We start from the raw sequence: 25,807 nt of genomic DNA, 5'->3' as shown, positions 1-25,807 counted from the left end.
GATCTATGCAGGACAAACTTCTTAATCCCGGCGCGACCTTCGCGCTGGATAACGCCAGCTTCGCCGTCCCCGGCCGGGTGCTGTTGCAACCGCTGTCGCTCAGTTTTCCCCAGGGCAAAGTCTGCGGCCTGATCGGCCATAACGGTTCCGGTAAATCCACCCTGTTGAAACTGCTCGGGCGGCATCATGCGCCCAGCGGCGGTCAGGTTTTGCTCAATCGGCAGCCGTTGGCGCAGTGGGACAGCAAATCCTTCGCCCGCCAGGTGGCCTACCTGCCGCAGCAGTTGCCGGCGGCGGAAGGCATGACGGTGCGCGAGCTGGTGGCCGTCGGCCGCTATCCGTGGCACGGCGCGCTGGGGCGTTTTGGCGCCAACGATCGCCAATTGGTGGAGGAGGCCATCGCGCTGGTGGGGCTGAAGCCGTTCGCCAGCCGCCTGGTGGACAGCCTCTCCGGCGGCGAGCGCCAACGCGCCTGGCTGGCGATGATGGTGGCGCAGGACAGCCGCTGCCTGCTGCTTGACGAACCGACCTCGGCGCTGGACATCGCGCACCAGGTCGAGGTGCTGGCGCTGATCCAGCGCCTGAGCCGCGAACGCGATCTCACGGTGATCGCCGTGCTGCACGACATCAACATGGCGGCACGCTATTGCGACCATCTGGTGGCGCTGCACGGCGGTGAAATGATCGCCCAGGGTGGCCCGTTGGAACTGATGCAGGGGCCGGTGCTGGAACAAATTTACGGTATTCCTATGGGCACGTTGCCGCACCCGAGCGGCGGCGCGCCGGTGAGTTTTGTCTACTGATGTCCTCTGCATTCACTTCTTCTCACGATCCGCTGCGCCGCCGTTTGTTGATGGCGCTGGCGCTGTCGCCGCTGTTGGGCTCGTTGCCCGGCCGAGCGGCGGATGCGCCGCCGGATATCACCCGCGTTGCGGCGCTGGAATGGCTGCCGATCGAACTGCTGTTGGCATTGGGCGTGACGCCGCTGGCGGTGGCCGATGTGCATAACTACAACCTGTGGGTGGCGGAGCCGAAGCTGCCGGCGACGGTGGTCGACGTCGGCCAGCGCACCGAACCTAACCTCGAACTGCTGCAGCAGCTCCAGCCTTCGCTGGTGTTGCTGTCGCAAGGCTATGGCCCAACGCCGCAAAAAATCCAACCCATCGCGCCAACCATGAGCTTTGGCTTCAACGACGGCAGCGGCAAACCGCTGACCGTCGCCCGCCAGTCGCTGCTGGCGCTGGGGCAACGATTGGGCATAGAAAGCCGCGCGGTACAGCACCTGGCGCAGTTTGACCGCTTTATGCACGACGCGCGTCAGCGCCTGCAAAGCTACACCCGGCAACCGCTGCTGCTGTTTTCACTGATCGACACGCGCCATGCGTTGATCATCGGCCAGAAAAGCCTGTTCCAGGAAGCGATGGATCAACTGGGCATCCTCAATGCCTGGCAGGAAGAAACCAATTTCTGGGGCACGGCGGTGGTGGGCATTGAACGGTTGGCCACGGTGCGTAATGCCCGGGTCATCTATCTCGATCACGGTAATCAGGCGATGATGGACAAGGTCAGCGCGACGCCGCTGTGGCAATCGTTGCCCTTCGTGCGGCAAAACCAGCTGCGGCAGGTGCCGGCGGTGTGGTTCTACGGTGCCACGCTGTCGACGATGCGGTTTTGCCGCCTGTTGGCGCAGGCTCAGGAGAGTGCGTCATGAGTTCGGGCATCCGGAAATTGCCGCTGACGCTGATCCTGCTGTTGCTGGCGGCGGCAGGTGGCCTGACGATATACAACCTGGCGCAGCAGCTGCCGCCGGCGCAATGGGCGCGGGCGCTCAGCGCGCCGGACATCGACGACGTGCGGCAAATGCTGTTCCATTACAGCCTGTTGCCGCGGTTGACGGTGTCGCTGTTGGCCGGCGCCGGTCTGGGGTTGGTCGGCGTGCTGTTCCAGCAGGTGTTGCGCAATCCGTTGGCGGAGCCGTCGACGCTCGGCGTGGCCGCCGGCGCGCAGCTTGGCCTGACCATCGCCACGCTGTGGGTGCTGCCGGGAGGTGAGTTTACCCGCCAGCTGGCCGCTATGGTGGGCGCGATTGTGGTGGGCGGGCTGGTGTTCGGCGTCGCCTGGGGCAAACGGATGTCGCCGGTCACGCTGATTCTGGCCGGGCTGGTGCTGGGGCTGTACTGCGGTGCGGTCAACAGCCTGTTGGCGCTGTTTCATTACGATCAGCTGCAGGGCATGTTCCTGTGGGGCACCGGCGCGTTGAACCAACAGGACTGGAGCGCCGTGCAGTTCCTCCTGCCGCGTTTGCTGGTGGCTGGCCTGTTGGCGGCGCTGTTGCTGCGCCCGCTGACGCTGCTGGGGCTGGACGACGGTGTGGCGCGCAACCTGGGGTTAGGGCTATCGATGGCGCGCTTCTGTGCTTTGGGGTTGGCCATCATCTTCAGCGCCATGTTGGTGAGCGCGGTGGGCGTTATCGGCTTTATCGGCCTGTTTGCACCGCTGATGGCGAAGATGCTGGGGGCTCGCCGCCTGGCGCACCGCATGATGCTGGCGCCGCTGCTGGGGGCGCTGTTGCTGTGGCTGACCGATCAGGTGATGCTCGGGGTAACGCAGGTGTGGCGCGAGATCCCGACCGGCGCGGCCACCGCGCTGTTCGGCGCGCCGCTGCTGCTGTGGCTGCTGCCGCGGTTGCGCAGCGCCGCCACGCCGCCGCCGATGAACCTCGGCGACAAGGTGCCTGCCGAACGCGGGAATCTGCCCGGCTGGATCCTGGTGGGCGGCCTCGTGCTGCTGATCGGCCTGGCGCTGGCGTTGATGCTGGGCAAAAATGCCGGCGGCTGGCACTGGAGCCTGGGCGCGGAACTGGACGCTCTGCTGCCGTGGCGCTGGCCGCGCGTGCTGTCGGCGCTGGCGGCGGGCATGATGCTGGCGGTCGCCGGCACGCTGATCCAGAAGTTGACCGGCAACCCGATGGCCAGCCCGGAAGTGTTGGGCATCAGTTCCGGCGCCGCTTTTGGCGTCGTGATGATGCTGTTTATGGTGCCGGGCGACGCCTTCGTGTGGCTGCTGCCCGCCGGCAGTCTGGGGGCGGCCGCTACGTTGCTGATCATCATGATCGCCGCAGGCCGCGGCGGTTTCTCGACCGAACGCATGCTGCTGGCCGGTATCGCGCTCAGCACCGCCTTTACCACCGTCATCTTCCTGCTGTTGGCCAGCGGCGATCCGCGTATGGGGGGCTTGCTGACCTGGCTCTCCGGTTCGACCTATTCGGTGGAGCCGGCGCAGGCGCTGCGCACCGCGCTGATCGCCGCCGGATTGCTGGTATTGGCACCGCTGTGCCGCCGCTGGCTGACCATCCTGCCGCTCGGCGGCGCCACCGCCCGTTCGGTGGGCATTGCGCTGACGCCGACGCGGTTGACCATTCTGTTGCTGGCTGCCACCCTGACCGCCATGGCGACCCTGACCGTAGGGCCGCTGAGCTTTGTCGGGCTGATGGCGCCGCATATGGCGCGCATGCTGGGCTTCCGCCGCGCGCTGCCGCAAATGGTGATCGCCGCGCTGCTGGGCGGCTTGCTGATGGTGTTTGCCGACTGGTGCGGACGGATGCTGCTGTTCCCGTATCAGATCCCCGCCGGGTTATTGGCGACCTTTATCGGTGCACCGTACTTCGTGTATCTGTTGCGTAAGCAGACCTCGTAAGCGGCGTCTCGGCTGCGTTTTCTCTGTCATCAAAGGCTCAGCGTTGCTGGGCCTTTTTTTATTTTTCATGATGTTGCAAGGCGCTGCGAACGGGTGCGCAAAAACGATATTGCGTGCGGAAAGGAACGCGAGGCGTGGCGGTGAGATGAATATACTGCGGGCGGGTGCTCTGGATCTTTGTCTCTGGAGCTTCTGCGAAAGGTACAAAGAGAAAAGCCCCGAGTCGATATCCATCAACCCGAGGCCTACTCTAACGCGTCACAACGTTAAGTTAGCCTCTTACCCGCCGCGAGGCAAGGAGAAGAAGGCATGATGCCGAACAAACGCAGCCCGTTAAAACTGGTGATTATTTGTGCCACGGTAATATCACTGGCATGGATAACCCGCAGCACGCTTTGTGAGCTGCGGATCCGAGCGGGCACTACGGAGGTTGCGGCCATTTTGGCTTACGAATCCGAACGGTAAGGCAACCCGGCGGCGGGGGCGGTGCCTCCGCCGGCCGGCAGTCGATGCGTTGATCCAGGAGCACCCATCCGCTCAAAAAAAACGGCGAGCCAGGGCTCGCCGTTTTCATGTTGATGTCGGGGCTTATTTCAGGCCGGCGGCATCGCGCAGCAGCGCGGCTTTGTCGGTCGCTTCCCACGGGAAGTGCTCGCGGCCGAAGTGGCCGTAGGCAGCGGTTTCGCGGTAGATCGGCTGCAGCAGATCCATCATCTGGATCAGGCCGTACGGGCGCAGATCGAAGAATTCGCGCACCAGCAGCGTCAGCTGTTCGGTTGGCACTTTCTCGGTACCGAAGGTTTCCACCATGATGGAGGTCGGTTCCGCTACGCCGATAGCGTAAGACACCTGGATTTCGCAACGATCGGCCAGGCCGGCGGCAACGATGTTTTTCGCCACGTAGCGTGCCGCGTAGGCCGCGGAACGGTCAACCTTGGACGGATCCTTACCGGAGAAGGCGCCGCCGCCGTGGCGCGCCATGCCGCCGTAGGTGTCGACGATGATCTTACGGCCGGTCAGGCCGCAGTCGCCCATCGGGCCGCCGATGACGAAACGGCCGGTCGGGTTGATGTGGTATTTGGTGCCCGCCGTCAGCCATTCCGCCGGCAGGACCGGTTTGATGATCTCTTCCATCACCGCTTCTTGCAGATCTTTCAGCGAGATATCTTCGGAATGCTGGGTGGACAGCACCACGGCGTCGATGCCGACGATTTTGCCGTCGTCGTACTGGAAGGTCACCTGGCTCTTCGCGTCCGGACGCAGCCACGGCAGGGTGCCGTTTTTACGCACTTCGGACTGGCGCTGCACCAGACGGTGCGCGTAGGTCACCGGGGCCGGCATCAGCACGTCGGTTTCGTTGGTGGCGTAGCCAAACATCAAGCCCTGATCGCCGGCGCCCTGCTCGAGAGGATCGGTACGGTCAACGCCCTGATTGATATCCGGGGATTGTTTGCCGATGGCGCTCAATACTGCGCAGGAGTTGGCGTCAAAGCCCATGTCCGAATGAACGTAGCCGATCTCGCGCACGGTCTTGCGGGTGATCTCTTCGATATCGACCCAGGCGCTGGTGGTGATTTCACCGCCGACCAGCACCATGCCGGTTTTCACGTAGGTTTCGCAGGCGACGCGCGCCTTCGGATCTTGTTCCAGGATGGCGTCGAGGACGGCATCGGAGATCTGATCGGCGATTTTATCGGGATGTCCTTCGGAGACGGATTCGGACGTGAAGAGGTGTTTAGCCATTGTGTTCTTTACCTTGCATAAGACGGGTTAGAAATTACTGCACAGCGCTGGAGATCCGGCATCAAAGCGAAGGGTCTTCCGCTGATGGCGCGAGATGCATCCTGCAACGCCCCTCAGGCAAAGCCGTTAAGCAGTTTATCAGTTAACCAGTATAGATGGATTAACATCTGGACGTCTATTTTAGGTCAGGGTTTAGCCAGATTGCCAGTAATTTTTTGCGCTTTCGCTCTTTTGCGCAAACGGGTTGGCGCCATTTTCATCGCTTGAAACAGTTTTCGGCGAATTTTCATTTTGCTTTTTCACCTGCTTACCGGTATAAACTGCGCGCGCGGTTCATTTGCTGCACAGTACGGCGGTCTTGAGTGGGGGAAGGCGCGATAAACTTCCGCTTTGCATTCGCCGCCGTTGCGCTATTATCCGTCGCAGGCGTTCGCCGTGAGCGCCGCCGCTTCATCGAACGGTCACGTTCTTACACTATTTTAGAGGCTGGGTCGTTCACTCCGAACGGCGCGCGTGGAGGTGGTTGGATTAATGATCCGTTGTCTACCGGTTGTTGGTTCCCAACAGCAGTGCCGTTCTGGCGCACATTCTTCTGCTATTTCCCGTCTTGTCTCTTTGTCACTTACCAGGTGCGATAAACACTTGGCCGCTACTCAGGATTCTCGGGCCGGCTAACGGTCGTCTGAAGAACTGAACAAGGGTAGCCTGCAGCCTTCCTGTGGGATGTTTCTTGGCCCGATTCACGAGGTTTGAACAGGGTGTCTTACAATTATATGAGTGATAAACCGATCGCTGACCGCGAACGGCGGTTCTCTTCGCTGCCGCCAGCGCGGCTTGTTGGGTTGTTCTCGCGGGTGGTAGCTGCGATAGTGGCTGACGGTTTCGTCAGTGCGGAATGTGAGGCGAACCATGTCTGATGATCTGTTGATTCACCGCCCGCCGGTTGCGGGCGAGTCTTTATCTTTGCGCTCCATGCAGGAGGTTGCCATGAATGATCGTAATGCCAGCAAGATGCTGCGTACTTATAACGTCGCCTACTGGGGCAACAATTACTATGACGTCAACGAGCTGGGCCATATCAGCGTGTGCCCGGACCCGGATGTCCCGCAGGCGCGCGTCGATCTGGCAGAACTGGTGAAAACGCGCCAGCAAGACGGCCAACGTTTGCCTGCGCTGTTCTGCTTCCCGCAGATCCTTCAGCATCGCCTGCGTTCGATCAACGCCGCGTTCAAACGCGCGCGTGAGTCCTTCGGTTACCAGGGCGGCTATTTCCTGGTGTATCCGATCAAGGTGAACCAACATCGCCGCGTGATTGAGTCGCTGGTGAACTCCGGCGAACCGCTGGGGCTGGAAGCCGGCTCCAAGGCCGAACTGATGGCGGTGCTGGCGCATGCCGGCATGACCCGCTCGGTGATCGTCTGTAACGGCTATAAAGATCGTGAATATATTCGCCTGGCGCTGATCGGCGAAAAACTGGGGCATAAGGTGTACCTGGTGATCGAGAAGATGTCCGAGATCAACCTGGTGCTGGAAGAGGCTGAGCGGCTGAACGTGGTGCCGCGCCTGGGCGTGCGTGCGCGCCTGGCGTCGCAGGGCTCCGGCAAATGGCAGTCGAGCGGCGGCGAAAAATCCAAGTTCGGTCTGGCGGCGGTGCAGGTACTGAAGCTGGTGGAAACCCTGCGCGAAGCGGGCCGTCTCGACAGCCTGCAACTGCTGCATTTCCACTTGGGCTCGCAGCTGGCCAACATTCGCGATATCGCCACCGGCGTGCGCGAATCGGCGCGCTTTTACGTTGAACTGCACAAGCTGGGCGTCAACATTCAGTGCTTCGACGTGGGCGGCGGCTTGGGCGTCGACTACGAAGGCACCCGCTCGCAGTCCGACTGCTCGGTGAACTACGGCCTGAACGAATACGCCAACAACGTGATTTGGGGTATCGGCGATGCCTGTAACGAACACGGCCTGCCGCACCCGACGGTGATCACCGAGTCCGGCCGCGCCGTGACCGCGCACCATACGGTGCTGGTTTCCAACGTGATCGGCGTCGAGCGCAACGAATTCAGCGAACCGCTGCCGCCGGAAGCGGACGCGCCGCGCGCGCTGGAAAGCATGTGGGAAACCTGGCTGGAAATGAACGAGCCGGAGAACCGCCGCTCGCTGCGCGAATGGCTGCACGACAGCCAGATGGATCTGCACGACGTGCATACCCAATACGCGCACGGCATGCTGGATCTGACCAAGCGCGCCTGGGCCGAGCAGCTGTATCTGAACATCTGCAACAAGATCCAGCAGCAGCTCGATCCGAGCAATCGCGCGCACCGTCCAATCATCGACGAGCTGCAAGAGCGCATGGCGGACAAGTTCTACGTCAATTTCTCGCTGTTCCAGTCGATGCCGGATGCCTGGGGTATCGATCAGCTGTTCCCGGTGCTGCCGCTGGAAGGGCTGGATAAGCCGCCGGAAGGCCGTGCGGTGCTGCTCGACATCACCTGCGATTCCGACGGCACTATCGACCATTACGTCGACGGCGACGGCGTGGCGACCACCATGCCGATGCCGCCGTACGATCCGGAGAACCCGCCGGCGCTGGGCTTCTTCATGGTCGGCGCGTACCAGGAGATCCTCGGCAACATGCACAACCTGTTCGGCGACACCGCCTCGGTTGACGTGTACGTGTTCCCAGACGGCAGCGTCGAGACCGAGTTGTCCGACGAGGGCGACACCGTGGCGGACATGCTGGAGTACGTGCAGCTCGATCCGGGGGCGCTGCTGGCCAAGTTCCGCGATCAGGTCAAAGAAACCGATCTGGACAGCGAGCTGCAGGCGCAATTCCTGGAAGAGTTTGAAGCCGGCCTGTACGGCTACACGTATCTGGAAGACGAGTAACTGCCCTCTTCAGGGGGGCGATATCGGCCCCCTTGAAGCATGGATAAAATGCGGCCATAATCAGCCGTATCGGTAGCACCGAAACAAACATCGAACAAATCCCTTTCTCGTCGGGCTAACGACGCGGGAGGGATTTTTTTTTGTAACGGCCCGGCCTCTGCGCCCGGCAACTTGTTGAACTACGAGGGTTTACTATGAGCACCTTAGGCCATCAGTCCGATAATTCATTAGTGTCCAACGCCTTTGGTTTCCTGCGCTTTCCGCTGAACTTCATGCCTTACGACAGCGATGCAGAGTGGGTCATCACCGGCATTCCGTTTGACATGGCGACCTCCGGTCGCGCCGGCGGCCGTCACGGCCCGGCGGCCATCCGTCAGGTGTCCACCAACCTGGCCTGGGAAGGCAACCGCTGGCCGTGGAGCTTCGATCTGCGCGATCGGCTGAACGTGGTTGACTGCGGCGACATCGTGTTCAACTTCGGCGACGCGCAGGACATGAGCGACAAGCTGCAGGCGCACGCGGAGAAACTGCTGAAGGCCGGTAAGCGCATGCTCTCGTTCGGCGGCGACCACTTCGTGACCCTGCCGCTGCTGCGCGCGCACGCCAAGCATTTCGGCAAGCTGGCGCTGGTGCACTTCGACGCCCACACCGATACCTACGCCAACGGCAGCAAGTTCGACCACGGCACCATGTTCTACCATGCCCCGAACGAAGGCTTGATCGATCCGCACCACTCGGTGCAGATCGGCATTCGTACCGAGTTCGATCATGACAACGGTTTTACCGTGCTGGACGCCGCGCAGGTGAACGATCGCAGCGTGGACGACCTGCTGACCCAGATCAAGGGCATCGTCGGCGATATGCCGGTGTATCTGACCTTCGACATTGACTGCCTGGATCCGGCGTTCGCACCGGGCACCGGCACGCCGGTGATCGGCGGCCTGACCTCCGATCGCGCGCTGAAGCTGGTGCGCGGCATGCAGTCGCTGAACATCGTCGGCATGGACGTGGTGGAAGTGGCGCCGGCTTATGACCAGTCCGAGATCACCGCGCTGGCCGCGGCGACCCTGGGCCTGGAGATGCTGTACCTGCAGGCGGCCAAGAAACACGCCTGACGCCAGGCTACTCCTCGCTGAAAAAGCGGCCTCCATCGTATGGGGGCCGCTTTTTTTATTGCATTTGCCGCCATCCGCGCTGCCTTCTCAGTCCGTTGCAACGCTTTTGCACAACACCGCGCAGAAATGAAACTGAGTCAGTAAAAAGGAATCTGGAGAGTGGGGAGGATGAATATACTGCGCGCGGGTGCTCTGGATCTTTGTATCTGGAGCCTGCGTGAAAGGTACAAAGAGAAAAGCCCCGAGTCGATATCCATCAACCCGAGGCCAACTCTAACGCCAGACAACGTTAAGTTAGCCTCTTACCCGCCGCGAGGCAAGGAGAAGAAGGCATGATGCCGAACAAACGGAGCCTGTTAAAATTGGTGGTTATTTGTGCCACGGTAATATCACTGGCATGGATAACCCGCAGCACGCTGTGTGAGCTGCGGATCCGATCGGGCAATACGGAGGTTGCGGCCATTTTGGCTTACGAATCCGAACGGTAAGGCAATCCGGCGGCGGGGGATGTTCCCCGTCTGCTGGCTGTTGGCGTCTAGATCCACGAGCACCCTCTCAACGCTTTCGGTTTTCCGCCGCACAGGGCAGAGAAACGGGTTTATGCCCGCTTCATCTGCTGTGCCAGCAACATGCGGCCAAACAGCGCGCCGCCCGCCAGCAGCGTCAGCAGCTGCGAGGCGATCAGCACCGCAAAGCCTGAAGACACCTTGCCCTGGCTGGCCATCACCATGCCCATCGCCATCGGCACAAACGCCGAGAACAGATTGCCGATGCCGTTGATCAGCCCATAGGCGCTGCCGACCGCCTCCGGCCGCGCATAATGTTGCAGCAGCGTGGGTATCGCCGCGCCCTGCGCCCCCCAACAGGCGTTGGCCGCCAGCAGGAAGAAGGCGATCCAGCCAAGCTGATGGCTGTGCATCACGCCATAAATGCACAGCGCGGTCGCTGCGCCGCCGCAGACGAAGATCAGCGGCGCCTGATAAGGGCGGATACGATCGAGCAACACGCCACCGAGGTATTTGGAGGCGATGCTGACGATGAAAGGCAGCGCGGCCATCCAGCCCATCTGTTTGATGGAAAAACCCTTTTCATCGGTCAGATACGCAGGCAGCCAGGCGCTGGAGCCCCACAGGTAGCTGAGCGTGGCGATCTCGATCAGCAGGATCCAGCCGAGCATCGGCGTGCGCCAGGCCAGTGCAAAGGTGCGCCAGACGCGGTTCAGCACCGGTTGCGGATCGGCAGGGCGTGAAGATGAGGATAAGGGGAGCGGGTGAACGAACAGCCGCACCAGCGCCAGCCCCAGCAGCAGGTTGAGCAGCGCCAGCAGGTGAAACGACATCGCCCAGCCGAAGTGCGCCATCAGAAAACTCACCAGCGGAAAGCCGAGCACCAGCCCCAATGAAACGCCCAATGCGCTGACCGCGTTGGGCTTGCCGCGCTCGTCGGCGGCGAAATGCTCGCCGATGTACATGGTCTTCAGCGAGAACAGCGGCCCTTCGCTGACGCCAAGCAGCGCGCGCACCACGCACAGCAGCATCAGCGATCCCGCCAGCGGCGAGGCGGCGGTGAGCAGCGCCCACAGCACCACGCTCAGCGTCAGCGCGCGGCGGTAGCCCATCAGCGTTTCCAGAAACGGCGTCAGCAACATGGCGGACAGCCCGTAGCCGAGCAAAAACACCGTCATCAGCGTGCCCTGGTGAGCGCGGTCGCCGCCGAGTTGGAAGTGTTGCAGGAAGTCGGGATTGACCAACATCACGGCGATATTGACCCGATCCGCATAGGCGATAACGATCAGAAACAGCAGGGCGATCACTCCAAACCAGCGTTGACGTTGTTGCACGGCGCGTTCCTCAGTGCGAGCGGTTGACGAATTCAGGCAGCAGCAAACTCACCCGAGGATGCCAGTTAGCGCAAACGCGGGAGGATGAGGCTGATTGATGTAAAATTATTGTTATCAAATAGGGTGTGAAAGACAGAGAGAAAACACTTTTACGCGCAATGCGTCGCCGGAATCAACGCGTTTTTTGCCATAAATTAGCAAGGGAGCGCACAACTGACATAGGTTTTTCATATCGGTGCATTATTTCGTGATCCTTCCCGCATTTGTCATTTTTAAACAACCTTTCATTAACATTTGCCGTTCCGCTCGCTTGACGAAAGTTTCGCCACACTTATAGTGACTGTATTAAATAAGAAACTGAGTTTCATATATGAAACAATCAGATAGAGGATAAAAGCAATGAGCTGGAAGAATGTGTGCGAAGTGTCTCAGGTGAAAGAAGATTTTCCTTTTTCCGGCAACGTGGAAGGAAAAGAGATCGGGGTATACCTGCTCGACGGTAACTACTACGCGCTGGAAGACGTCTGCCCGCATGCCTATGCCTTGCTCAGCCAGGGGTTTGTAGACGACGGCAAGGTTGAGTGCCCGCTGCACGAAGCGCTGTTTGACGTGCGCACCGGCCAGTGCCTGCGCGAGCCGGGCGGCCGCGATCTGCAAACCTATCCCACCCGGGTGGTCGACAACCAAATCCAGATCACCTTTATCGCGGAGGAGTAATCATGCAGCACATCACCGATTTCAATCCCTGGCTGCCGGACACCCAACAGGTGACGCCGGCCCGCGAAGGCGGCAACGGTCAAATCCATCAGCCGGGCCAATTTCGCAACGTGATCTGGCAAAACCGTGCTCGTGTGCCGGACGGTTTCGAAACCGCCCTGGTGGCGGCGCTGGAAACGATCTTCGATCAGGGCGCGGAAGAGCTGGAACAGATCGTCAGCGCGTTGAATCAGCGCCGCCTGTTCGATCGCAGCGGCCAACCGTGGAATGAGGCGACGTTCCGCGAATTCCTTCACGTTAACGGTTTCTGAGCCACATCCGGGAGAAGACAATGACAGCAAATACAACATCCTCCGAACAGAGCTTGCAGGACTATCTTGACCAGGGGCTGCGCGGCATGTGGTATCCGGTGCTGGCCAGCTGGGAAGTGGGCAACAATCCGGTCGGCATCACCCGTCTGGAGCAGCAAATCGTGGTGTGGCGCGACGGTGAAGGCCAGATCCACGCGCTGGAAGACCGCTGCCCGCACCGCGGCGCGCGGCTTTCCATGGGGTGGAACCTCGGCGATCGCATCGCCTGCTGGTATCACGGGGTGGAGGTCGGCGGCGACGGCACGGTGAAAGACGTGCCGGCGGTGGATCGTTGCCCGCTGGTGGGGCAAAAATGCCTGCGGTCTTACCCGGCCAAAGAAGCCTACGGCGCGGTGTTCCTTTATTTCGGCGTGACGGCGGATGAAGCGCCGGCGGAGCTGACTTTCCCGCAAGAGCTGGCGGACGAAGCGTCGTACAGCAATTTTCTGTGCACCGCCAGCTGGAACTGCAACTACCAATACGCCCTGGAAAACGTGATGGATCCGATGCACGGCACCTACCTGCACTCCTCCTCGCACTCGATGGCGGAAGGGGACCGCAAGGCGGATATGGGGCTGGAGCCGACCGACAGCGGGTTTATCTTCAAGAAAAACGGCCAGATTGGCGTCAACTTCGACTGGGTGGAGTTCGGCAACAGCGGCGCGTATTGGATGCGCCTGTCGATCCCGTACAAAAAGCGCTTCGGGCCGGGCGGTCACTTCTGGATCATCGGCATGGTGGTGCCGGAAGACAAGGATCACTGCCGGGTGTTCTTCTGGCGCATCCGCAAGGTCAAAGACTGGCAGCGCGACATGTGGCGCTTCATGTACCGCAACCGCCTGGAATCGTTGCATTGGGACGTGCTCGAGCAGGATCGCATCGTGCTTGAAAATATGGCGCCTAACGCTCGCGGTCGCGAATATCTGTACCAGCACGACGTCGGCCTTTCGCGCCTGCGCCGCCTGATGCAAAAAGAGGCCCAGAAACAGCTGGCGACGCTGCGCGAGCGGGAGGCGGCGCAGTGAACGGCCTGTTGAACGGCAAACGCATCGTGGTCACCGGGGCGGCGCGCGGCCTGGGTTACAGCTTCGCTGCCGCCATCGCCGCCGCCGGCGCGCAGGTGGTGATGTGCGACATTCTGGCGGATGAGCTGGCGGCGAGCGGCGCCGCGCTGCGTGAGCAGGGCGCTCAGGTGGAAACGCAGACCATCGATCTGGCGTCACCGGATTCGATCCGTTCGGCGTTCGAGAAGATCGCCGCAGGCGGCGGGATCGACGGTCTGGTGAACAACGCGGCGTTGGCGACCGGCGTCGGCGGCAAAACCATGATGGAATACGATATCGATCTGTGGGATCGGGTGATGCAGGTCAACGTGCGCGGCACCTGGTTGGTGAGCCAGGCGGCGGTGCCGCTGCTGGCGCGCAGCCCGCACGCCAAGATCGTCAACGTGGCGTCGGACACTGCGCTGTGGGGCGCTCCGCGCCTGATGGCCTATGTCGCCAGTAAAGGCGCGCTGATCGCGATGACCCGATCGATGGCGCGCGAGCTGGGCCCGCAGGGGATCTGCGTCAACGCCATCGCGCCGGGCCTGACGCGGGTGGAAGCCACCGAGTATGTGCCCGCCGAGCGTCATCAACTGTACGAGCAGGGGCGCGCGCTGGCCGGGGCGCAGCACCCGGACGATGTGAACGGTACGGTGCTTTATCTGCTGTCGCCGCTGGCGGATTTCGTCACCGGCCAACTGCTGCCGGTCAACGGCGGCTTTGTATTCAACTGACGGCCCGCAGGGCCGGCGCACAGCGCAGGAGCGAGAGATGGCGGACGAGCAAGCATGTAAGTATCTGATCCCGGGGCTGGATCGCGGGTTGCAGCTGCTGCTGGCGTTTGGCGAGCAGCATAAGGAAATGACCTTCGCCGAGTTGCATCGCCTGGTCGATATGCCGAAGGCCACCGCTTACCGCGTGGTGCAGACGCTCGAGCACCTGGGCTTTTTGGAGCGCAATCCGCGCACCAACACCTTTGCGCTCGGCATCAAGGTGCTGCGCCTCGGCTTTGAATACATCGCGTCGCTGGACGTGGCGCAGGCCGGCCAGCCGGTGATTGAGCAGCTGCGCGATCGCAGCCAGTGCAGCAGTCATCTGGCGATCCGCGACGGGCGCGACGTTATCTACATCGCCCGCGTCAGCGCCGCCGGTTCGCAGATCAATCAGGTCAGCGTCGGCACCCGTTTGCCGGTGCACCAAACCTCGCTCGGCCGCATGCTGTTGACCAGCGCCACCCGCAGCGAGTTCGAACAACTTTATCCGGACGCGCAGCTGCCGGGCAATGCGCCGGGCACCCCGGCGGATCGCGAAACGCTGTGGCAGATGGTGCAGCAAGACAAAGCGCGCGGCTATGTGATCGGCGAATCGTTCTTCCGCCACGGCATCTCCTCGATCGTCTACCCGATCTTCAACCGCGAGCAGCGGGTCGAGGCGGTGGTCAGCATCATGGTGCCATCCGATGAGATCCCGAAAGCGGATCGCGAGCGGCTGCGCATGGAAGTGCGCGACGCGGCGGAGAAAATTTCCGGCTTCCTCGGCGCGCCGCCGCAGGCCAACGTCGGCTAACCGACAGGACCGACTCTTTTACTCAGGCAGGGATAAGGCCCGTAGCAAACAGGGGCCGGGGTTCACTCATGCCTGAAAACCGTATGCAGCGAGAACGTGAGGCTGAACAATGAGCGTAATCGGAATCGAAAAACTGGAATTTGGCGTCGAAGATCTGCCAACCTGCGAAAAATTCATGCAAGACTTCGGCCTGCAGCCCGCCACGCAACATTGGGGCGAACCGCAGCGCGAATTCACCACCCTGAGCGGGGCGCGGGTTGTCCTGCATCCGTTGCAAAGTGCGGCGCTGCCTGCGGCGTTTGAGGGCGGTTCAACCCTGCGCCGCATGACCTGGGGCGTGGCCTCGCCTGCCGATCTGGCGCATCTGCAGCCGCGTTTGGCGCTGATGCCCGGCTTCCGGCAGGTGGGAGAAGAGCTGGAATGCCTCGATCCCAACGGCATGACGCTGCGCTTCGTCGTCAGCCGCCAGCAGGCGGTCGAGGTGCCGGTCACGCCAATCAACCAATGGGGCGACGTGCGCCGCATCGATCAACCCAGCCCGGTCTATTCGCAGGCACAGCCGATCAACATCGGCCACGTGGTGTTCTTCGTTGAGGATCTGGCGGCGACCGAGCGCTTCTATCGCGAGCTGTTGGATTTCCAGGTTTCCGATCGCTATATCGATCGCGCCGTCTTCCTGCGTACCCAGGCGCGCGGCGGCCACCATAACCTGTTCCTGCTGAAGCTGCCGAACCGCCCACGGGGCCTGAACCACGTGGCGTTCACCGTGCGCGATATCCACGAAGTGATCGGCGGCGGCATCGCCATGAACAAGGAGAAGTGGAGCACCTTTATCGGCCCCGGCCGCCACCCGATCTCCTCGGCCTATTTCTGGTACGTCAACAGCCCGACCGGCGGCGCGTTCGAGTACTACACCAACGACGATTATCTGACGGAAAACTGGCAGCCGCGCGAGCTGGAGCATTCGTTGGTCTCCTTCACCGAATGGGCGGTAGAGGGCGGCATCGATCACGACACGCGCCGTCAGCATAAAAAGGCGGCGGCGTTATGAACCGGCCGGAACACGCGGGCATCGTCATCGTCGGCGGCGGCCAGGCTGGGGGCTGGGCGGCCAAGACGCTGCGCGATCGCGGTTACAGCGGCCGGCTGACGGTTGTCAGCGACGAACCCTACGATTTTTACGAGCGGCCGCCGCTGTCGAAAGCGGCGCTGCTGGATGCCGCGGCTCCCCTCAGCCGGCTGTTCAGCGAACAGACAGTGGCGGAGCTGAATATCGACTGGCGTCGCCCGCTGCGCGCCGAGTCCATCGATGCAGAACAGCAAATCGTCACGCTCAGCGACGGGCAACGGCTGCAGTTCGAGCAGTTGCTGATCGCCACCGGCGGTCGGCCGCGTTTGCCGGGCGCCGCCTGGGCGCAGCACCCGTGCGTGATGACGCTGCGTTCCTGGGACGATGCGGCTCGGTTGCGGCAGGGCCTGCAGGGTTGCCGCCGCCTGGCGATCGTCGGCGGCGGTTGGATCGGGCTGGAGATCGCCGCTTCCGCGCGCCGTCTCGGCGCCGAGGTGACGGTGTTTGAACGCCAGCCCGCGCTGTGCATGCGCAGCGTCGGCGCCGACGTTTCACAGGCGTTGCTCGAACTGCATCGTCAGCAGGGCGTCACGGTGCTGTGCGGCTGCGGCGAGATCTCGTTGGAAGATCGCGACGGCGCCGCCTGGATCGGCAGTGAAGTCAGCGATCCGCAGGCCTTCGACCTGGTGGTGGTGGGGATCGGCGTCGAGCTGAATCTCGAACTGGCGCGCAGCGCCGGGTTGGCGATCGAGTCCGGCATCGTGGTCGACGGCCAGGGGCGCACCAGCCATCCGGCGATCTTCGCCGCCGGTGACGTGGCGCGCCACCCGACGCTCGGCCTGTGCCTGCAGTCCTGGGCCTACGCGCAAAATCAGGCCATCAGCACCGCCTGCGCGATGCTCGACGCCTTCGCCGCCCCGTATGACGACGTGGCCTGGCTTTGGTCGGATCAATACGACGCCAATATCCAGATCCTCGGCGTGCCGAGTGGCGGCGTGCACCATGTGGTGCGCCGCACGCCGCAGTCGCAGGTGTTCTTCACGCTGAACGCCGATCGGCAGCTGGTGCAGATGGTGGCGTTCAACGACGCGCGCACCATCAAGCTCGGCAAGCGTTGGTTGGCGAGCGGCCGGGTGCTGGATCCGCAGCAGTTGGCGGATGCGGAGTTTTCTTTGATGGCGTTGAAATAACGCCCGAACCTCGGGAGCGTTTTATGACTACGCAAGACATTGACGCCCGCGCTGGACGGGCGGGGGAAGCCGTTGCCGAAAATCCGCAGCAGCGGGTGCGCTGGTCGGTGCCGATCGCGCTGTTTGCCTGCGTGCTGTTGGCGTTTTTCGACAAGATCAGCATCGCGGCGCTGTTTTCCGATAGCGAGTTCCAGCAGGCGTTAGGGATCGGTTTTGACCCGGCGCGGCTGGGCTTGCTGATGAGCGCGTTTCTGTTCTCCTACGGCATTTCCTCGATGCTGCTCAGCGGCATCGGCGATCGGCTTAATCCGGTCAAGGTATTGATTGGCATGATGGTGGTGTGGGGCGTGCTGATGGTGTTGATGGGGATGGTGCGTTCCTATCACGCCATGATGACGCTGCGCATTCTGCTCGGTATCGCCGAAGGGCCGCTGCTGCCGATGGCCTACGCCATTATTCGTCAGGCCTTCCCGCCGCAGCTGCAGGCGCGCGCCACCATGCTGTGGCTGCTCGGCACGCCGCTGGGCGCCGCGCTTGGCTTCCCGGTCACCCTGTACATCCTCAATACCTTCGACTGGCAGGCCACCTTCTTCTTTATGGCGTTTCTGACGCTGCCGGTGATGTTGCTGGTGCTGTTCGGCATGCGCCACCTGAACGTCGCGCGCCCGGCGGCGGCGACCAAGCCGGCGGTGTCGGAACGTCAACAGCATCGCCGCGAGCTGCTGCGCAGCCCGCACTTTTGGATGATCTGCCTGTTCAACATCGCCTTCCTGACCTACCTGTGGGGCATGAACGGCTGGTTGCCGAGCTACCTGATCAAGGGGAAAGGCATTCATCTGGAGCATGCCGGTTACCTCTCTTCGCTGCCGTTCATCGCCATGCTGCTCGGCGAAGTGCTGGGCGCCTGGCTGTCGGACAAGCTGGATCGGCGCGCGCTGGCCTGCTTCCTGTCGCTGTGCGGCGCCGGCCTCGGTCTGGCGGTGGTGCTGCACCTGCAGGGCACCTACAGCGTAATCGCCGCCATGGCCTTCAGCACCTTTATGTGGGGCGCCGGCGCGCCGAATATTTTCGCGCTGTTGGCGAAGGCGACCAGCAGCAAGGTCAGCGCTACCGCCGGCGGCATCTTCAACGGGTTGGGCAATTTTGCCGGCGCGCTGGCGCCGGTGCTGATGGGGGCGTTGATCGCCGCTACCGGCAATATGGATAACGGCCTGCTGTTCCTGGTGGTGATGGCTTTCGTCGGCTGCCTCATTCTGCTGCCGTTACTGAGAAAGTACTGATTAATCAATCGATTCAACAGAGGAGTGACAACATGTCTCAGGTTGAGAATAAAGCCGGCGTTAAGCCGCAGGATCTGTCGATGGAAAACTGGGTAGAGTCGCGCATCGCCCGCTTCGAAGGCCGTAAATACGACTGGAACGCGCTGAAATTCCAGGCCGACTTTGATCCGAAATACCGCCGTGCGCAGATGCGCTACATCGGCACCGGCGCCACCGGCGTGGCCAGCGACGCCAACACCATTCCGGCGGGCAACTTCACCTTCTCCACCATGGTGCTGCCGTCGAAGTGCGAGGGCCCGCTGCACCTGCACGACGACGTGGAGGAAGTATTCTTCATGCTGAAAGGCAGCATCACGCTGATGATTCAGGACGGCGAAGAGTATTACGAAACCAGGCTGAAAGAGCGCGATCTGATCTCGGTGCCGGCGGGGGTATATCGCGGCCTGTTCAACCACGGTGAGGAAGAGGCGCTGATGTGCGTGATGCTCGGCACCGCCAAGCCGGAGATCCCAACCTATCCGGCGGATCATCCGCTGTCCAAAGTGAAGCGCAACTGATGAACGGCCTGGCGCAACGCCAACGGGCGCGCTGCGGGGCGTATACCCTGAGCTGGCGCGAGGCCGGGCAGGGGCGGCCGGTGGTGTTGCTGCACGGCATCAGCTCCGGATCGGCCTCGTGGATCAAGCAGCTCAACGATAGCGGCCTGACGGATGGCCACCGTCTGTTGGCGTGGGACGCGCCGGGTTACGGCGGCAGCCTGCCGTTGGCGCATCCGCAGGCCGATGCCGCCGGTTATGCGGCGGCGTTGGCGGCGCTGATTGATGAGCTGCAGCTGGCGCAGCCGCTGATCGTTGGCCATTCGCTGGGGGCGCTGATCGGCAGCGCCTATGCCGCCGGCTATCCGGACGGGTTATGCGGATTGGCGTTGGCGGATCCGGCGCAGGGCTATGCCACGGCGCCGGAGGAAAAACGCCGGCAGGTGTACGGCCAGCGCCAACAGATGATAGAGACGCTGGGGCCGGTGGGCTACGGCGAGCAGCGGGCGGCGGCCTTGCTGCGTGAAGGGGCGGATCCGCAGGACATCGCCTGGGTGCGCAACGGCATGCAGCAGCTCGATCCCGACGGCTTTCTGAGAGCCGCCTGGATGCTGGCCAACGACGATATCGGCCGCTATCTGGCGCGCTATCGCGGCCCGCTGGAGGTGTGGTGTGGTGAACAGGATCGCATTACGCCGCCGGAGAAGGCGGCCGAGCTGGCGCGTGAGCAGGACGCGACGCTGCGTTTGATCGCCGCCGCCGGCCATGCCAGCTACCTCGACGCGCCGGCGTGTTTCAACCGCTATCTGCGGGACTTTACGGGAGCAATCCAACGATGAATTTTCAGCTTGAAAACCGGGTGGCGGTGGTGACCGGCGGCTCGTCGGGCATCGGTTTCGAAACCCTGAAGCTGCTGCTGGCCGAAGGGGCGAAGGTGGCGTTCTGCGGCCGCGATCCGGACAAACTTGCCGGCGCGGAGGCCAGCCTGCGCGCGGAGTTTCCGCAGGCGGAGATCCTGGCGCTGCGCTGCGACGTGCTGGACGCGCAGCAGGTGGCGCAGTTCGCCGCTCAGGTGACGACGCATTTCGGCGGCGTGGATCTGCTGATCAACAATGCCGGTCAGGGCTTCGTCGCCCATTTTGACCAGACGCCGCGCGAAGCCTGGCTGCATGAGGCCGAGCTGAAGCTGTTCGGCGTGATCAACCCGGTGCAGGCGTTCTTACCGGCGCTGGAACGGTCGGCGATCGCGTCTATCACCTGCGTGAACTCGCTGCTGGCGCTACAGCCGGAAGAACACATGATCGCCACCTCGGCGGCGCGCGCCGCGCTGCTCAACATGACGCTGACGCTGTCGAAAGAACTGGTGGGCAAAGGCATTCGCGTTAACTCGATCTTGCTGGGGATGGTGGAGTCAGGCCAGTGGCGCCGCCGTTTCGACGAGCGCAGCGATAAAGATCAAAGCTGGGAACAGTGGACGGCGGCGATCGCCGAACGGCGCGGCATCCCGATGAAGCGCCTCGGCAAGCCGCAGGAGCCGGCGCAGGCGCTGCTGTTCCTCGCTTCGCCGCTGGCTTCCTTTACCACCGGCGCGGCGCTGGACGTATCCGGCGGCTTTAACCGCCATGTGTAGCAGGGGCCGATAAAGATGAAGAAGATCATGATGATTGGCTACGGCGCGATGGCGAAGGAAGTGATCGCCCGTTTGCCGGAAGGCGTGGAGGTTGGCTGGATCCTGGCGCGCGCGGCTCATCATGCGGCGATCGCCGCGGCCTTTGGCGGGCGGGTGCAGGCGCTGACCCATCCCGAGCAGTGTTTGCAGCGGCCGGATCTGGTGTTGGAGTGCGCCAGCCAGCAGGCGGTGGCGGAGTTCGGCGAAGCGGTGCTGCAGCGCGGTTGGCCGTTGGCGCTGATCTCGACCGGCGCGCTGGCGGACGCCGCATTGCAACAGCGGCTGCAGCAGGTTTGCCGCCGCCATCACGGGCAGCTAATCGTGCTGTCCGGTGCGGTGGCGGGGATGGATGGGCTGGCGTCGGCGCGCGAAGGCGGGCTGGAGAGCGTGACTTATCAGGCCAGCAAAAGCCCGGCCAGCTGGCGCGGCAGCCCGGCGGAGCAGTTGATCGACCTCGATGCGGTGAGCGAAGCGCAGGTATTTTTTGAAGGCTCGGCGCGCGAAGCGGCGCGTTTGTTCCCGGCCAATGCCAACGTGGCGGCCACCATTGCGCTCAACGGCCTGGGGATGGATGCCACCCGGGTGCGCCTGCAGGTCGATCCCGCCACCCGGCGCAATACCCATCGTCTGCAGGTATGCGGCGACTTTGGCGAATTTCACATCGAGCTGAGCGGCACCCCGCTGGCGAGCAATCCCAAAACATCAACCCTGGCGGCGCTGAGCGCGGTACAAGCCTGTCGCCGTCTGGTGGACGGCGGTTTTATTGCCTGAACGGCAGGAGCGGAGCATGGAACGATTGAATATTTTTGTCGCCGGGCGCTGGCGTGAAGGGCGTGGCGAAGAGATGGCTTCGGTATTCCCGGCCGACGGCAGCGTCAACGCGCGGCTGCGCGCCGCCAACGTCGAGGACGTGAACGAGGCGGTGGAAGCGGCAGAGCGCGCCTGGCGCGCGCCGGAATGGCGCGGGCTGGTGCCGCATCAACGCGCCTCGATCCTCTACCGCGTCAGCAACCTGATCCTGGCGCAGCAGGAGCAGTTGGCCGAGCTGCAAACCCGCGACAACGGCAAGCCGCTGGCGGAGACCCGCGGGCTGGTGGCCAGCGCGGCGGCGACCGCGCGCTACTTTGCCGCCGCCTGCGAGGTGTTGGAAGGCGAGCTGCCGACCCCGCGTAGCGCCGAGGTGATGACGCTCAGCCAGTACCAACCGATGGGGGTGATCGCCGCCATTACGCCGTGGAACTCGCCGATCGCCAGCGAAATGCAGAAGGTGGCGCCGGCGCTGGCGGCGGGCAACGCGGTGGTGCTCAAACCGGCCGAAGCCACGCCGCTGATGGCGCTGAAGCTGGCCGAGCTGTTCGAACAGGCGGGCCTGCCGGCCGGGCTGCTCAGCGTGTTGCCGGGCAAAGGTTCGGTGATCGGCGAGGCGTTGGCGCGCCATCCGCTGGTGAAAAAGATCGCCTTTACCGGCGGGACCAGTACCGGGCGCCATTTGGCGCACATCGCCGCCGACAAGCTGATCCCCACTTCGCTGGAGCTGGGGGGCAAATCGCCGACCATCGTGCTGGAGGACGCCGATCTGGAACAGGCGGCGCGTGGCATCTGCTACGGCATCTTCAGCTCCGCCGGCCAGGCGTGCATCGCCGGTTCGCGGCTGTTCGTGCATCGTTCGCTGTATCAGCCGCTGCTGGCGCGTTTGACCGAACTGACGGCGGGGCTGCGCATCGGCAACCCGCTGGTGCCGGGCGTGCATCTCGGCCCGCTGATCAGCGCCAAACATCGGCAAAGCGTGGCGGACTACGTGGCGCTGGCGCGGCAGGAGGGCGGCCGGGTGATCATCGGCGGCGAAGCGCCGGCCGATCCGCTACTGGCGAGCGGCAGCTATTACCTGCCGACCATTATCGAAGGCTTGAACAACGACGCCCGCGTTTGCCAGGAAGAGATCTTCGGCCCGGTGCTGGTGGCGCTGCCGTTCGACGACGAGCAACAGCTGACTGAACAGGCTAACGACTCGGTGTACGGCCTGGCGGCCGGCATCTGGAGCCGCGACTTCCCTCGTGCGATGGCGCTGGCGGAGCGGCTGGAAACCGGCACCGTCTGGGTCAACACCTACAAAACGTTCTCGATTTCCACGCCGTTCGGCGGCTTCAAGGAGAGCGGGCTGGGCCGCGAAAAAGGCCTGAACGGCATCAAGGCCTACATGCAGCAGAAAAGCGTGTATCTGGCGCTGAGCCATCAGGTGAATCGCTGGAGCGACTAGGCCGACACCTCTACGCATAACCCTAATAACGAATACCCTAAGAAGGCAGATGATGAGCGATAAAATCACGGTTGGCGAGGCGATAGCCCGGACTCTGGAACAGTACGCGGTGTCGGCGATGTACGGCATCATTTCGATTCATAATCTGCCGATCGCCGATGCGGTGGGGCAGCGCGATAAAATTCGCTTCGTGCCGGCGCGCGGCGAAGCGGGGGCGGTCACCATGGCCGACGCGCACGGGCGCTTCTCCGGCCTGGGCGTGGCGTTGACCAGCACCGGCGCCGGCGCCGGCAACGCGGTGGGGGCGATGATTGAGGCGCTCAACGCCAACACGCCGCTGCTGCATATCACCGGCCAGGTGGAAAAAGCCTATCTGGACGCCGACGCCGGTTTTATTCATGAAACCCGCGATCAGCTCGGCTTCCTGCGCGCCTGCTCCAAGCGCGCTTACCGGGTCAATTCGCCGGAGCAGGCGGTGGCGGTGGTCCAGCGGGCGATCCTGGATGCGCAAACCGTACCGTGTGGCCCGGTGGCGGTCGAGATCCCGATCGATATCCAAAGCAGCCTGGTTTCCCGTTCGGTGCTGACCGAACCGTTGGCGCCGGCGCCGCTGCCGCAGGCGGACGATGCGGCGGTGGAACGGCTGCATCAGCGGTTGAAACAGGCCAAGCGTCCGCTGCTGTGGTTGGGGGGCGGCGCCTTGGCCTGCGGCGACGCGGTGCGCAAGCTGGCGGACGCTGGCGTAGCGGTGATCTCCAGCACCCACGGGCGCGGCATTCTGCCGGACAGCCATCCGCGCAGCCTGCGGGCGTTCCATAACTCACCGAGCATCGAAGCGATCCTGACGCAGTGCGATCTGACGCTGGTGGCCGGTTCGCGCCTGCGCAGTAATGAAACCCGTACCTGGACGCTGCCGCTGCCGCGCCCACTGGTGCAGATTGACATCGATCCGGCGGCGGCCAACCGCAACTATCTGGCCGATGAACAGATCAACGGCGACTGTGCGGCGCTGCTGGCGGCGCTGGCGGCGCGGCTGAGCCCCGGCGAGAAGGTCAACGCCGAGTGGGATGCCGAGATCGCGGGGGCGGTGCAGCAGGCGGAGCGCGCGCTGCGCCAGCAGTCCGGCGAATACGCCAAACTCAACGACGCCATCGACGCCGCGCTGCCGCAGGACGGGCTGTTGGTACGCGATATCACCGTTTCCGGCAGCGTCTGGGGCAGCCGTCTGTTCCGTGCCATCTCGCCGCTGTGCAACATTCACTCGCTGGCCGGCGCTATCGGTATGGGGCTGCCGATGGCCATCGGCACCGCGATCGCCAACCCGCAGCGCAAGGTGGTGGGGCTGGTGGGCGACGGTGGTCTGGCGCTGGGCCTGGGCGAGCTGGCGACCATGGCGCAGGAACAGGTGAGCATCACCCTGATTATCATGAACGACGGCGGTTATGGCGTGATGCGCGGCATTCAGGACAAGTACTTCGCCGGGCGTCAGTATTACAACGAGCTGCATACGCCGGCCTTTACCCAGATCGCCGAAGCGATGGGGTTGAAAGCCTGGAAGGTGGACGCGGCGTCGCAGTTCAACGGCGTGCTGGCCGAGGCGATCAACTACCCGGGGCCGTCGGTGGTCGAGGTGGACATGAAGCAGGTCGGGCCGCTGACCTTCGCCGGGCCGCCGCAGAAGACGCTGTATTGAGACGATAAAAAACGCCCGGCGATTGCCGGGCGTTCTCGTGGTTATTTCTCTGCCGCGATGCGATCGCGAATGTGCTGAGCGCGCGCTTGGGAAGACGGGTGATCGTCGAACATGCTGCTCTGACGGCCGGCTTCCATCTGGGCCAGTTTTTCGAAGCTGGTGGCCAGGCCATTCGGATCGATGCCGCGCTTTTTCAGCAGATCGAACGAGTAATCATCCGCTTCGCTTTCCTGCTTCTGCGAGAACTGGGCGCTGACCAGCTTCTCGCCGATGTCCGCCAGCTGCGACTGCGACAGCGAGCCGATGACGCCCCCGGCGGAGGACGCCGCGGTGCGCAGCGCCACGGTGCCGTAAGCCACCTGCATCGCCTTACGGGTGTGGCCCAGCGCCACGTGGCCCATTTCATGGCCCAGCACGCCTTCGACTTCGTTGTCGTTCATCATGTCCATCAGGCCGCTGTAGACGCGGATGCAGCCGTTGGCCATCGCCCAGGCGTTGACGTCTTTGGTCACGTAGACCTTGTAGTTGGCCGGGGTGCCGTTGATGTTGTCGCCCAGCGCCGCGGCGATTTTGTTGAGACGCTTGGCGTAGGTGCTGTCGGCCGGCGCGATTTGTGCCTTGCTGTCCATCTCGGCGCAGGATTTATCACTCAGGGCCTTAACGTCGTTGTTGCTCAGGGTCGCCGCCTGGAACGCCTGTGCGCCGGACTGCATCAAGGTTTCGGTATTCAGGTTTTGACAGCCGGTTGCCAGGGTGGCAATGCCCAACGCAATCAAAGAGGTACGGATCTTCATAACGCCATCTTCCTGTGAAGGTAACAAGGTAAAAGAGTCATTTTGCTTGGAGGAAATCTTGTTGCAAGAGCCTAGTGTACGCCAGCCGGGGCGAGAATAGTGTTATTCCGAAAAAGCGTCCAATCGTGCTAATAAGTGGTGAACTCGCTCTCATTTGGCATTAGGGATTGCCGTTGTGATGTGGAGTCTGAGAAAATAGGGAACTTGACTGCTTTTTTTATCCGACCTGGAGTAAAACATGTCCTCTCGTAAAGAGCTTGCCAACGCCATCCGCGCACTCAGCATGGACGCCGTACAAAAAGCCAATTCCGGCCACCCCGGTGCCCCTATGGGCATGGCGGACATCGCCGAAGTCCTGTGGCG

General features: G+C 62.8%; 25 protein-coding genes. 22 read left to right on the top strand and 3 right to left on the bottom strand.

Translation table 11 applies throughout. From position 1 onward, the window contains the following. Positions 1-5: 5 nt before the first annotated feature. The 4 genes from fhuC (at position 6) to ACJ8HN_RS16425 (ending at position 4,161) form a co-directional block, all read left to right on the top strand. Positions 6-803 (top strand): Fe3+-hydroxamate ABC transporter ATP-binding protein FhuC, encoded by a 798-nt coding sequence (gene fhuC, locus ACJ8HN_RS16440; protein WP_442523710.1) that lies wholly within the window; start codon positions 6-8, stop codon positions 801-803. Next, positions 803-1,711, top strand: a complete 909-nt coding sequence (gene fhuD / locus ACJ8HN_RS16435) for a Fe(3+)-hydroxamate ABC transporter substrate-binding protein FhuD (RefSeq protein ID WP_442523709.1) — start codon at positions 803-805, stop codon at positions 1,709-1,711. The genes fhuC and fhuD overlap by 1 nt, the downstream gene beginning before the upstream one ends. After that, positions 1,708-3,696, top strand: coding sequence for a Fe(3+)-hydroxamate ABC transporter permease FhuB (gene fhuB, locus ACJ8HN_RS16430; protein WP_103830056.1), 1,989 nt, complete (start codon positions 1,708-1,710; stop codon positions 3,694-3,696). Before fhuD ends, fhuB begins: the two co-directional genes overlap by 4 nt. Positions 3,697-4,008: 312 nt before the next feature. After that, entirely contained in the window at positions 4,009-4,161 is a 153-nt protein-coding gene (locus ACJ8HN_RS16425) for a Hok/Gef family protein (RefSeq protein ID WP_033649633.1), read from the top strand. 123 nt (positions 4,162-4,284) lie between these two features. On the opposite strand, the gene metK is transcribed toward ACJ8HN_RS16425, so the two are convergent. Then, positions 4,285-5,439, bottom strand: coding sequence for a methionine adenosyltransferase (metK, locus tag ACJ8HN_RS16420; protein WP_016926681.1), 1,155 nt, complete (start codon positions 5,437-5,439; stop codon positions 4,285-4,287). Between the two features lie 909 nt (positions 5,440-6,348). On the opposite strand from metK, the gene speA reads away from it, so the two are divergent. The 3 genes from speA (at position 6,349) to ACJ8HN_RS16405 (ending at position 9,928) form a co-directional block, all read left to right on the top strand. Next, positions 6,349-8,325: a biosynthetic arginine decarboxylase gene (gene speA / locus ACJ8HN_RS16415; RefSeq protein WP_033649617.1), complete on the top strand. Its 1,977-nt coding sequence runs from the start codon at positions 6,349-6,351 to the stop codon at positions 8,323-8,325. 194 nt (positions 8,326-8,519) lie between these two features. After that, positions 8,520-9,440 (top strand): agmatinase, encoded by a 921-nt coding sequence (gene speB / locus ACJ8HN_RS16410; protein ID WP_004937606.1) that lies wholly within the window; start codon positions 8,520-8,522, stop codon positions 9,438-9,440. Between the two features lie 335 nt (positions 9,441-9,775). Then, a complete protein-coding gene (locus ACJ8HN_RS16405) occupies positions 9,776-9,928 on the top strand; it encodes a Hok/Gef family protein (RefSeq protein ID WP_033638576.1) in 153 nt (50 codons plus the stop codon). Positions 9,929-10,038: 110 nt separating this feature from the next. On the opposite strand, the gene ACJ8HN_RS16400 is transcribed toward ACJ8HN_RS16405, so the two are convergent. Beyond that, positions 10,039-11,280, bottom strand: a complete 1,242-nt coding sequence (locus ACJ8HN_RS16400; RefSeq protein ID WP_033635903.1) for an MFS transporter — start codon at positions 11,278-11,280, stop codon at positions 10,039-10,041. A 399-nt stretch (positions 11,281-11,679) separates the two neighbouring features. Between ACJ8HN_RS16400 and ACJ8HN_RS16395 the strand changes: the two genes are divergently transcribed. The 14 genes from ACJ8HN_RS16395 (at position 11,680) to ACJ8HN_RS16330 (ending at position 24,650) form a co-directional block, all read left to right on the top strand. After that, on the top strand, positions 11,680-11,997 hold the full coding sequence (locus tag ACJ8HN_RS16395; RefSeq protein WP_033632120.1) for a non-heme iron oxygenase ferredoxin subunit: 318 nt from the start codon (positions 11,680-11,682) through the stop codon (positions 11,995-11,997). A 2-nt stretch (positions 11,998-11,999) separates the two neighbouring features. Next, complete coding sequence (locus tag ACJ8HN_RS16390; RefSeq protein ID WP_004937617.1) at positions 12,000-12,308, top strand: recombinase-like helix-turn-helix domain-containing protein; 309 nt, start codon at positions 12,000-12,002, stop codon at positions 12,306-12,308. A gap of 20 nt (positions 12,309-12,328) precedes the next feature. After that, on the top strand, positions 12,329-13,372 hold the full coding sequence (locus ACJ8HN_RS16385) for an aromatic ring-hydroxylating oxygenase subunit alpha (protein ID WP_033649620.1): 1,044 nt from the start codon (positions 12,329-12,331) through the stop codon (positions 13,370-13,372). Continuing rightward, on the top strand, positions 13,369-14,124 hold the full coding sequence (locus ACJ8HN_RS16380; RefSeq protein ID WP_033635901.1) for an SDR family oxidoreductase: 756 nt from the start codon (positions 13,369-13,371) through the stop codon (positions 14,122-14,124). The genes ACJ8HN_RS16385 and ACJ8HN_RS16380 overlap by 4 nt, the downstream gene beginning before the upstream one ends. Before the next feature lie 37 nt (positions 14,125-14,161). Beyond that, positions 14,162-14,956, top strand: coding sequence for an IclR family transcriptional regulator (locus ACJ8HN_RS16375; protein WP_004937625.1), 795 nt, complete (start codon positions 14,162-14,164; stop codon positions 14,954-14,956). A gap of 109 nt (positions 14,957-15,065) precedes the next feature. Beyond that, a complete protein-coding gene (locus ACJ8HN_RS16370; protein WP_033649621.1) occupies positions 15,066-16,007 on the top strand; it encodes a VOC family protein in 942 nt (313 codons plus the stop codon). After that, complete coding sequence (locus tag ACJ8HN_RS16365; protein ID WP_033649622.1) at positions 16,004-17,215, top strand: NAD(P)/FAD-dependent oxidoreductase; 1,212 nt, start codon at positions 16,004-16,006, stop codon at positions 17,213-17,215. The genes ACJ8HN_RS16370 and ACJ8HN_RS16365 overlap by 4 nt, the downstream gene beginning before the upstream one ends. Positions 17,216-17,238: 23 nt before the next feature. Then, positions 17,239-18,495 carry an MFS transporter gene (locus ACJ8HN_RS16360; RefSeq protein WP_038874278.1) on the top strand — a complete coding sequence of 419 codons (1,257 nt, stop codon included), beginning with the start codon at positions 17,239-17,241 and terminating at the stop codon, positions 18,493-18,495. A 32-nt stretch (positions 18,496-18,527) separates the two neighbouring features. Beyond that, positions 18,528-19,052 (top strand): cupin domain-containing protein, encoded by a 525-nt coding sequence (locus tag ACJ8HN_RS16355; RefSeq protein WP_004937634.1) that lies wholly within the window; start codon positions 18,528-18,530, stop codon positions 19,050-19,052. Further along, complete coding sequence (locus ACJ8HN_RS16350) at positions 19,052-19,870, top strand: alpha/beta fold hydrolase (RefSeq protein WP_060427010.1); 819 nt, start codon at positions 19,052-19,054, stop codon at positions 19,868-19,870. The genes ACJ8HN_RS16355 and ACJ8HN_RS16350 overlap by 1 nt, the downstream gene beginning before the upstream one ends. Next, positions 19,867-20,661 carry an SDR family oxidoreductase gene (locus tag ACJ8HN_RS16345; RefSeq protein ID WP_049212892.1) on the top strand — a complete coding sequence of 265 codons (795 nt, stop codon included), beginning with the start codon at positions 19,867-19,869 and terminating at the stop codon, positions 20,659-20,661. The genes ACJ8HN_RS16350 and ACJ8HN_RS16345 overlap by 4 nt, the downstream gene beginning before the upstream one ends. A gap of 15 nt (positions 20,662-20,676) precedes the next feature. Then, positions 20,677-21,471 carry an aspartate dehydrogenase gene (locus ACJ8HN_RS16340; RefSeq protein WP_033635893.1) on the top strand — a complete coding sequence of 265 codons (795 nt, stop codon included), beginning with the start codon at positions 20,677-20,679 and terminating at the stop codon, positions 21,469-21,471. Positions 21,472-21,487: 16 nt separating this feature from the next. Beyond that, positions 21,488-22,957 (top strand): aldehyde dehydrogenase, encoded by a 1,470-nt coding sequence (locus ACJ8HN_RS16335; protein ID WP_033635892.1) that lies wholly within the window; start codon positions 21,488-21,490, stop codon positions 22,955-22,957. A 52-nt stretch (positions 22,958-23,009) separates the two neighbouring features. Then, positions 23,010-24,650, top strand: a complete 1,641-nt coding sequence (locus ACJ8HN_RS16330; protein ID WP_442523708.1) for a thiamine pyrophosphate-binding protein — start codon at positions 23,010-23,012, stop codon at positions 24,648-24,650. Positions 24,651-24,691: 41 nt separating this feature from the next. Here ACJ8HN_RS16330 and ACJ8HN_RS16325 read toward each other — a convergent pair whose 3' ends face one another. After that, positions 24,692-25,444: a M48 family metallopeptidase gene (locus ACJ8HN_RS16325; RefSeq protein ID WP_033654702.1), complete on the bottom strand. Its 753-nt coding sequence runs from the start codon at positions 25,442-25,444 to the stop codon at positions 24,692-24,694. Positions 25,445-25,682: 238 nt separating this feature from the next. Here ACJ8HN_RS16325 and ACJ8HN_RS16320 point away from each other — a divergent pair. Then, positions 25,683-25,807 (top strand): hypothetical protein (locus tag ACJ8HN_RS16320; RefSeq protein ID WP_144334738.1); only part of this gene is annotated, 125 nt, incomplete at its 3' end.

This window comes from Serratia sp. CY29653, assembly GCF_052169255.1.
Lineage (GTDB): Bacteria > Pseudomonadota > Gammaproteobacteria > Enterobacterales > Enterobacteriaceae > Serratia > Serratia sarumanii.
This window is presented reverse-complemented; position numbering and strand designations above follow the sequence as displayed.

Excerpts from the sequence above, each read along its gene's own strand:
- fhuC (WP_442523710.1), top strand. The coding sequence starts at position 6 with ATGCAGGACAAACTTCTTAATCCCGGCGCGACCTTCGCGCTGGATAAC.
- fhuD (WP_442523709.1), top strand. The coding sequence starts at position 803 with ATGTCCTCTGCATTCACTTCTTCTCACGATCCGCTGCGCCGCCGTTTG.
- fhuB (WP_103830056.1), top strand. The coding sequence starts at position 1,708 with ATGAGTTCGGGCATCCGGAAATTGCCGCTGACGCTGATCCTGCTGTTG.
- ACJ8HN_RS16425 (WP_033649633.1), top strand. The coding sequence starts at position 4,009 with ATGCCGAACAAACGCAGCCCGTTAAAACTGGTGATTATTTGTGCCACG.
- metK (WP_016926681.1), bottom strand. The coding sequence starts at position 5,439 with ATGGCTAAACACCTCTTCACGTCCGAATCCGTCTCCGAAGGACATCCC.
- speA (WP_033649617.1), top strand. The coding sequence starts at position 6,349 with ATGTCTGATGATCTGTTGATTCACCGCCCGCCGGTTGCGGGCGAGTCT.
- speB (WP_004937606.1), top strand. The coding sequence starts at position 8,520 with ATGAGCACCTTAGGCCATCAGTCCGATAATTCATTAGTGTCCAACGCC.
- ACJ8HN_RS16405 (WP_033638576.1), top strand. The coding sequence starts at position 9,776 with ATGCCGAACAAACGGAGCCTGTTAAAATTGGTGGTTATTTGTGCCACG.
- ACJ8HN_RS16395 (WP_033632120.1), top strand. The coding sequence starts at position 11,680 with ATGAGCTGGAAGAATGTGTGCGAAGTGTCTCAGGTGAAAGAAGATTTT.
- ACJ8HN_RS16390 (WP_004937617.1), top strand. The coding sequence starts at position 12,000 with ATGCAGCACATCACCGATTTCAATCCCTGGCTGCCGGACACCCAACAG.
- ACJ8HN_RS16385 (WP_033649620.1), top strand. The coding sequence starts at position 12,329 with ATGACAGCAAATACAACATCCTCCGAACAGAGCTTGCAGGACTATCTT.
- ACJ8HN_RS16375 (WP_004937625.1), top strand. The coding sequence starts at position 14,162 with ATGGCGGACGAGCAAGCATGTAAGTATCTGATCCCGGGGCTGGATCGC.
- ACJ8HN_RS16370 (WP_033649621.1), top strand. The coding sequence starts at position 15,066 with ATGAGCGTAATCGGAATCGAAAAACTGGAATTTGGCGTCGAAGATCTG.
- ACJ8HN_RS16365 (WP_033649622.1), top strand. The coding sequence starts at position 16,004 with ATGAACCGGCCGGAACACGCGGGCATCGTCATCGTCGGCGGCGGCCAG.
- ACJ8HN_RS16360 (WP_038874278.1), top strand. The coding sequence starts at position 17,239 with ATGACTACGCAAGACATTGACGCCCGCGCTGGACGGGCGGGGGAAGCC.
- ACJ8HN_RS16355 (WP_004937634.1), top strand. The coding sequence starts at position 18,528 with ATGTCTCAGGTTGAGAATAAAGCCGGCGTTAAGCCGCAGGATCTGTCG.
- ACJ8HN_RS16350 (WP_060427010.1), top strand. The coding sequence starts at position 19,052 with ATGAACGGCCTGGCGCAACGCCAACGGGCGCGCTGCGGGGCGTATACC.
- ACJ8HN_RS16345 (WP_049212892.1), top strand. The coding sequence starts at position 19,867 with ATGAATTTTCAGCTTGAAAACCGGGTGGCGGTGGTGACCGGCGGCTCG.
- ACJ8HN_RS16340 (WP_033635893.1), top strand. The coding sequence starts at position 20,677 with ATGAAGAAGATCATGATGATTGGCTACGGCGCGATGGCGAAGGAAGTG.
- ACJ8HN_RS16335 (WP_033635892.1), top strand. The coding sequence starts at position 21,488 with ATGGAACGATTGAATATTTTTGTCGCCGGGCGCTGGCGTGAAGGGCGT.
- ACJ8HN_RS16330 (WP_442523708.1), top strand. The coding sequence starts at position 23,010 with ATGAGCGATAAAATCACGGTTGGCGAGGCGATAGCCCGGACTCTGGAA.
- ACJ8HN_RS16325 (WP_033654702.1), bottom strand. The coding sequence starts at position 25,444 with ATGAAGATCCGTACCTCTTTGATTGCGTTGGGCATTGCCACCCTGGCA.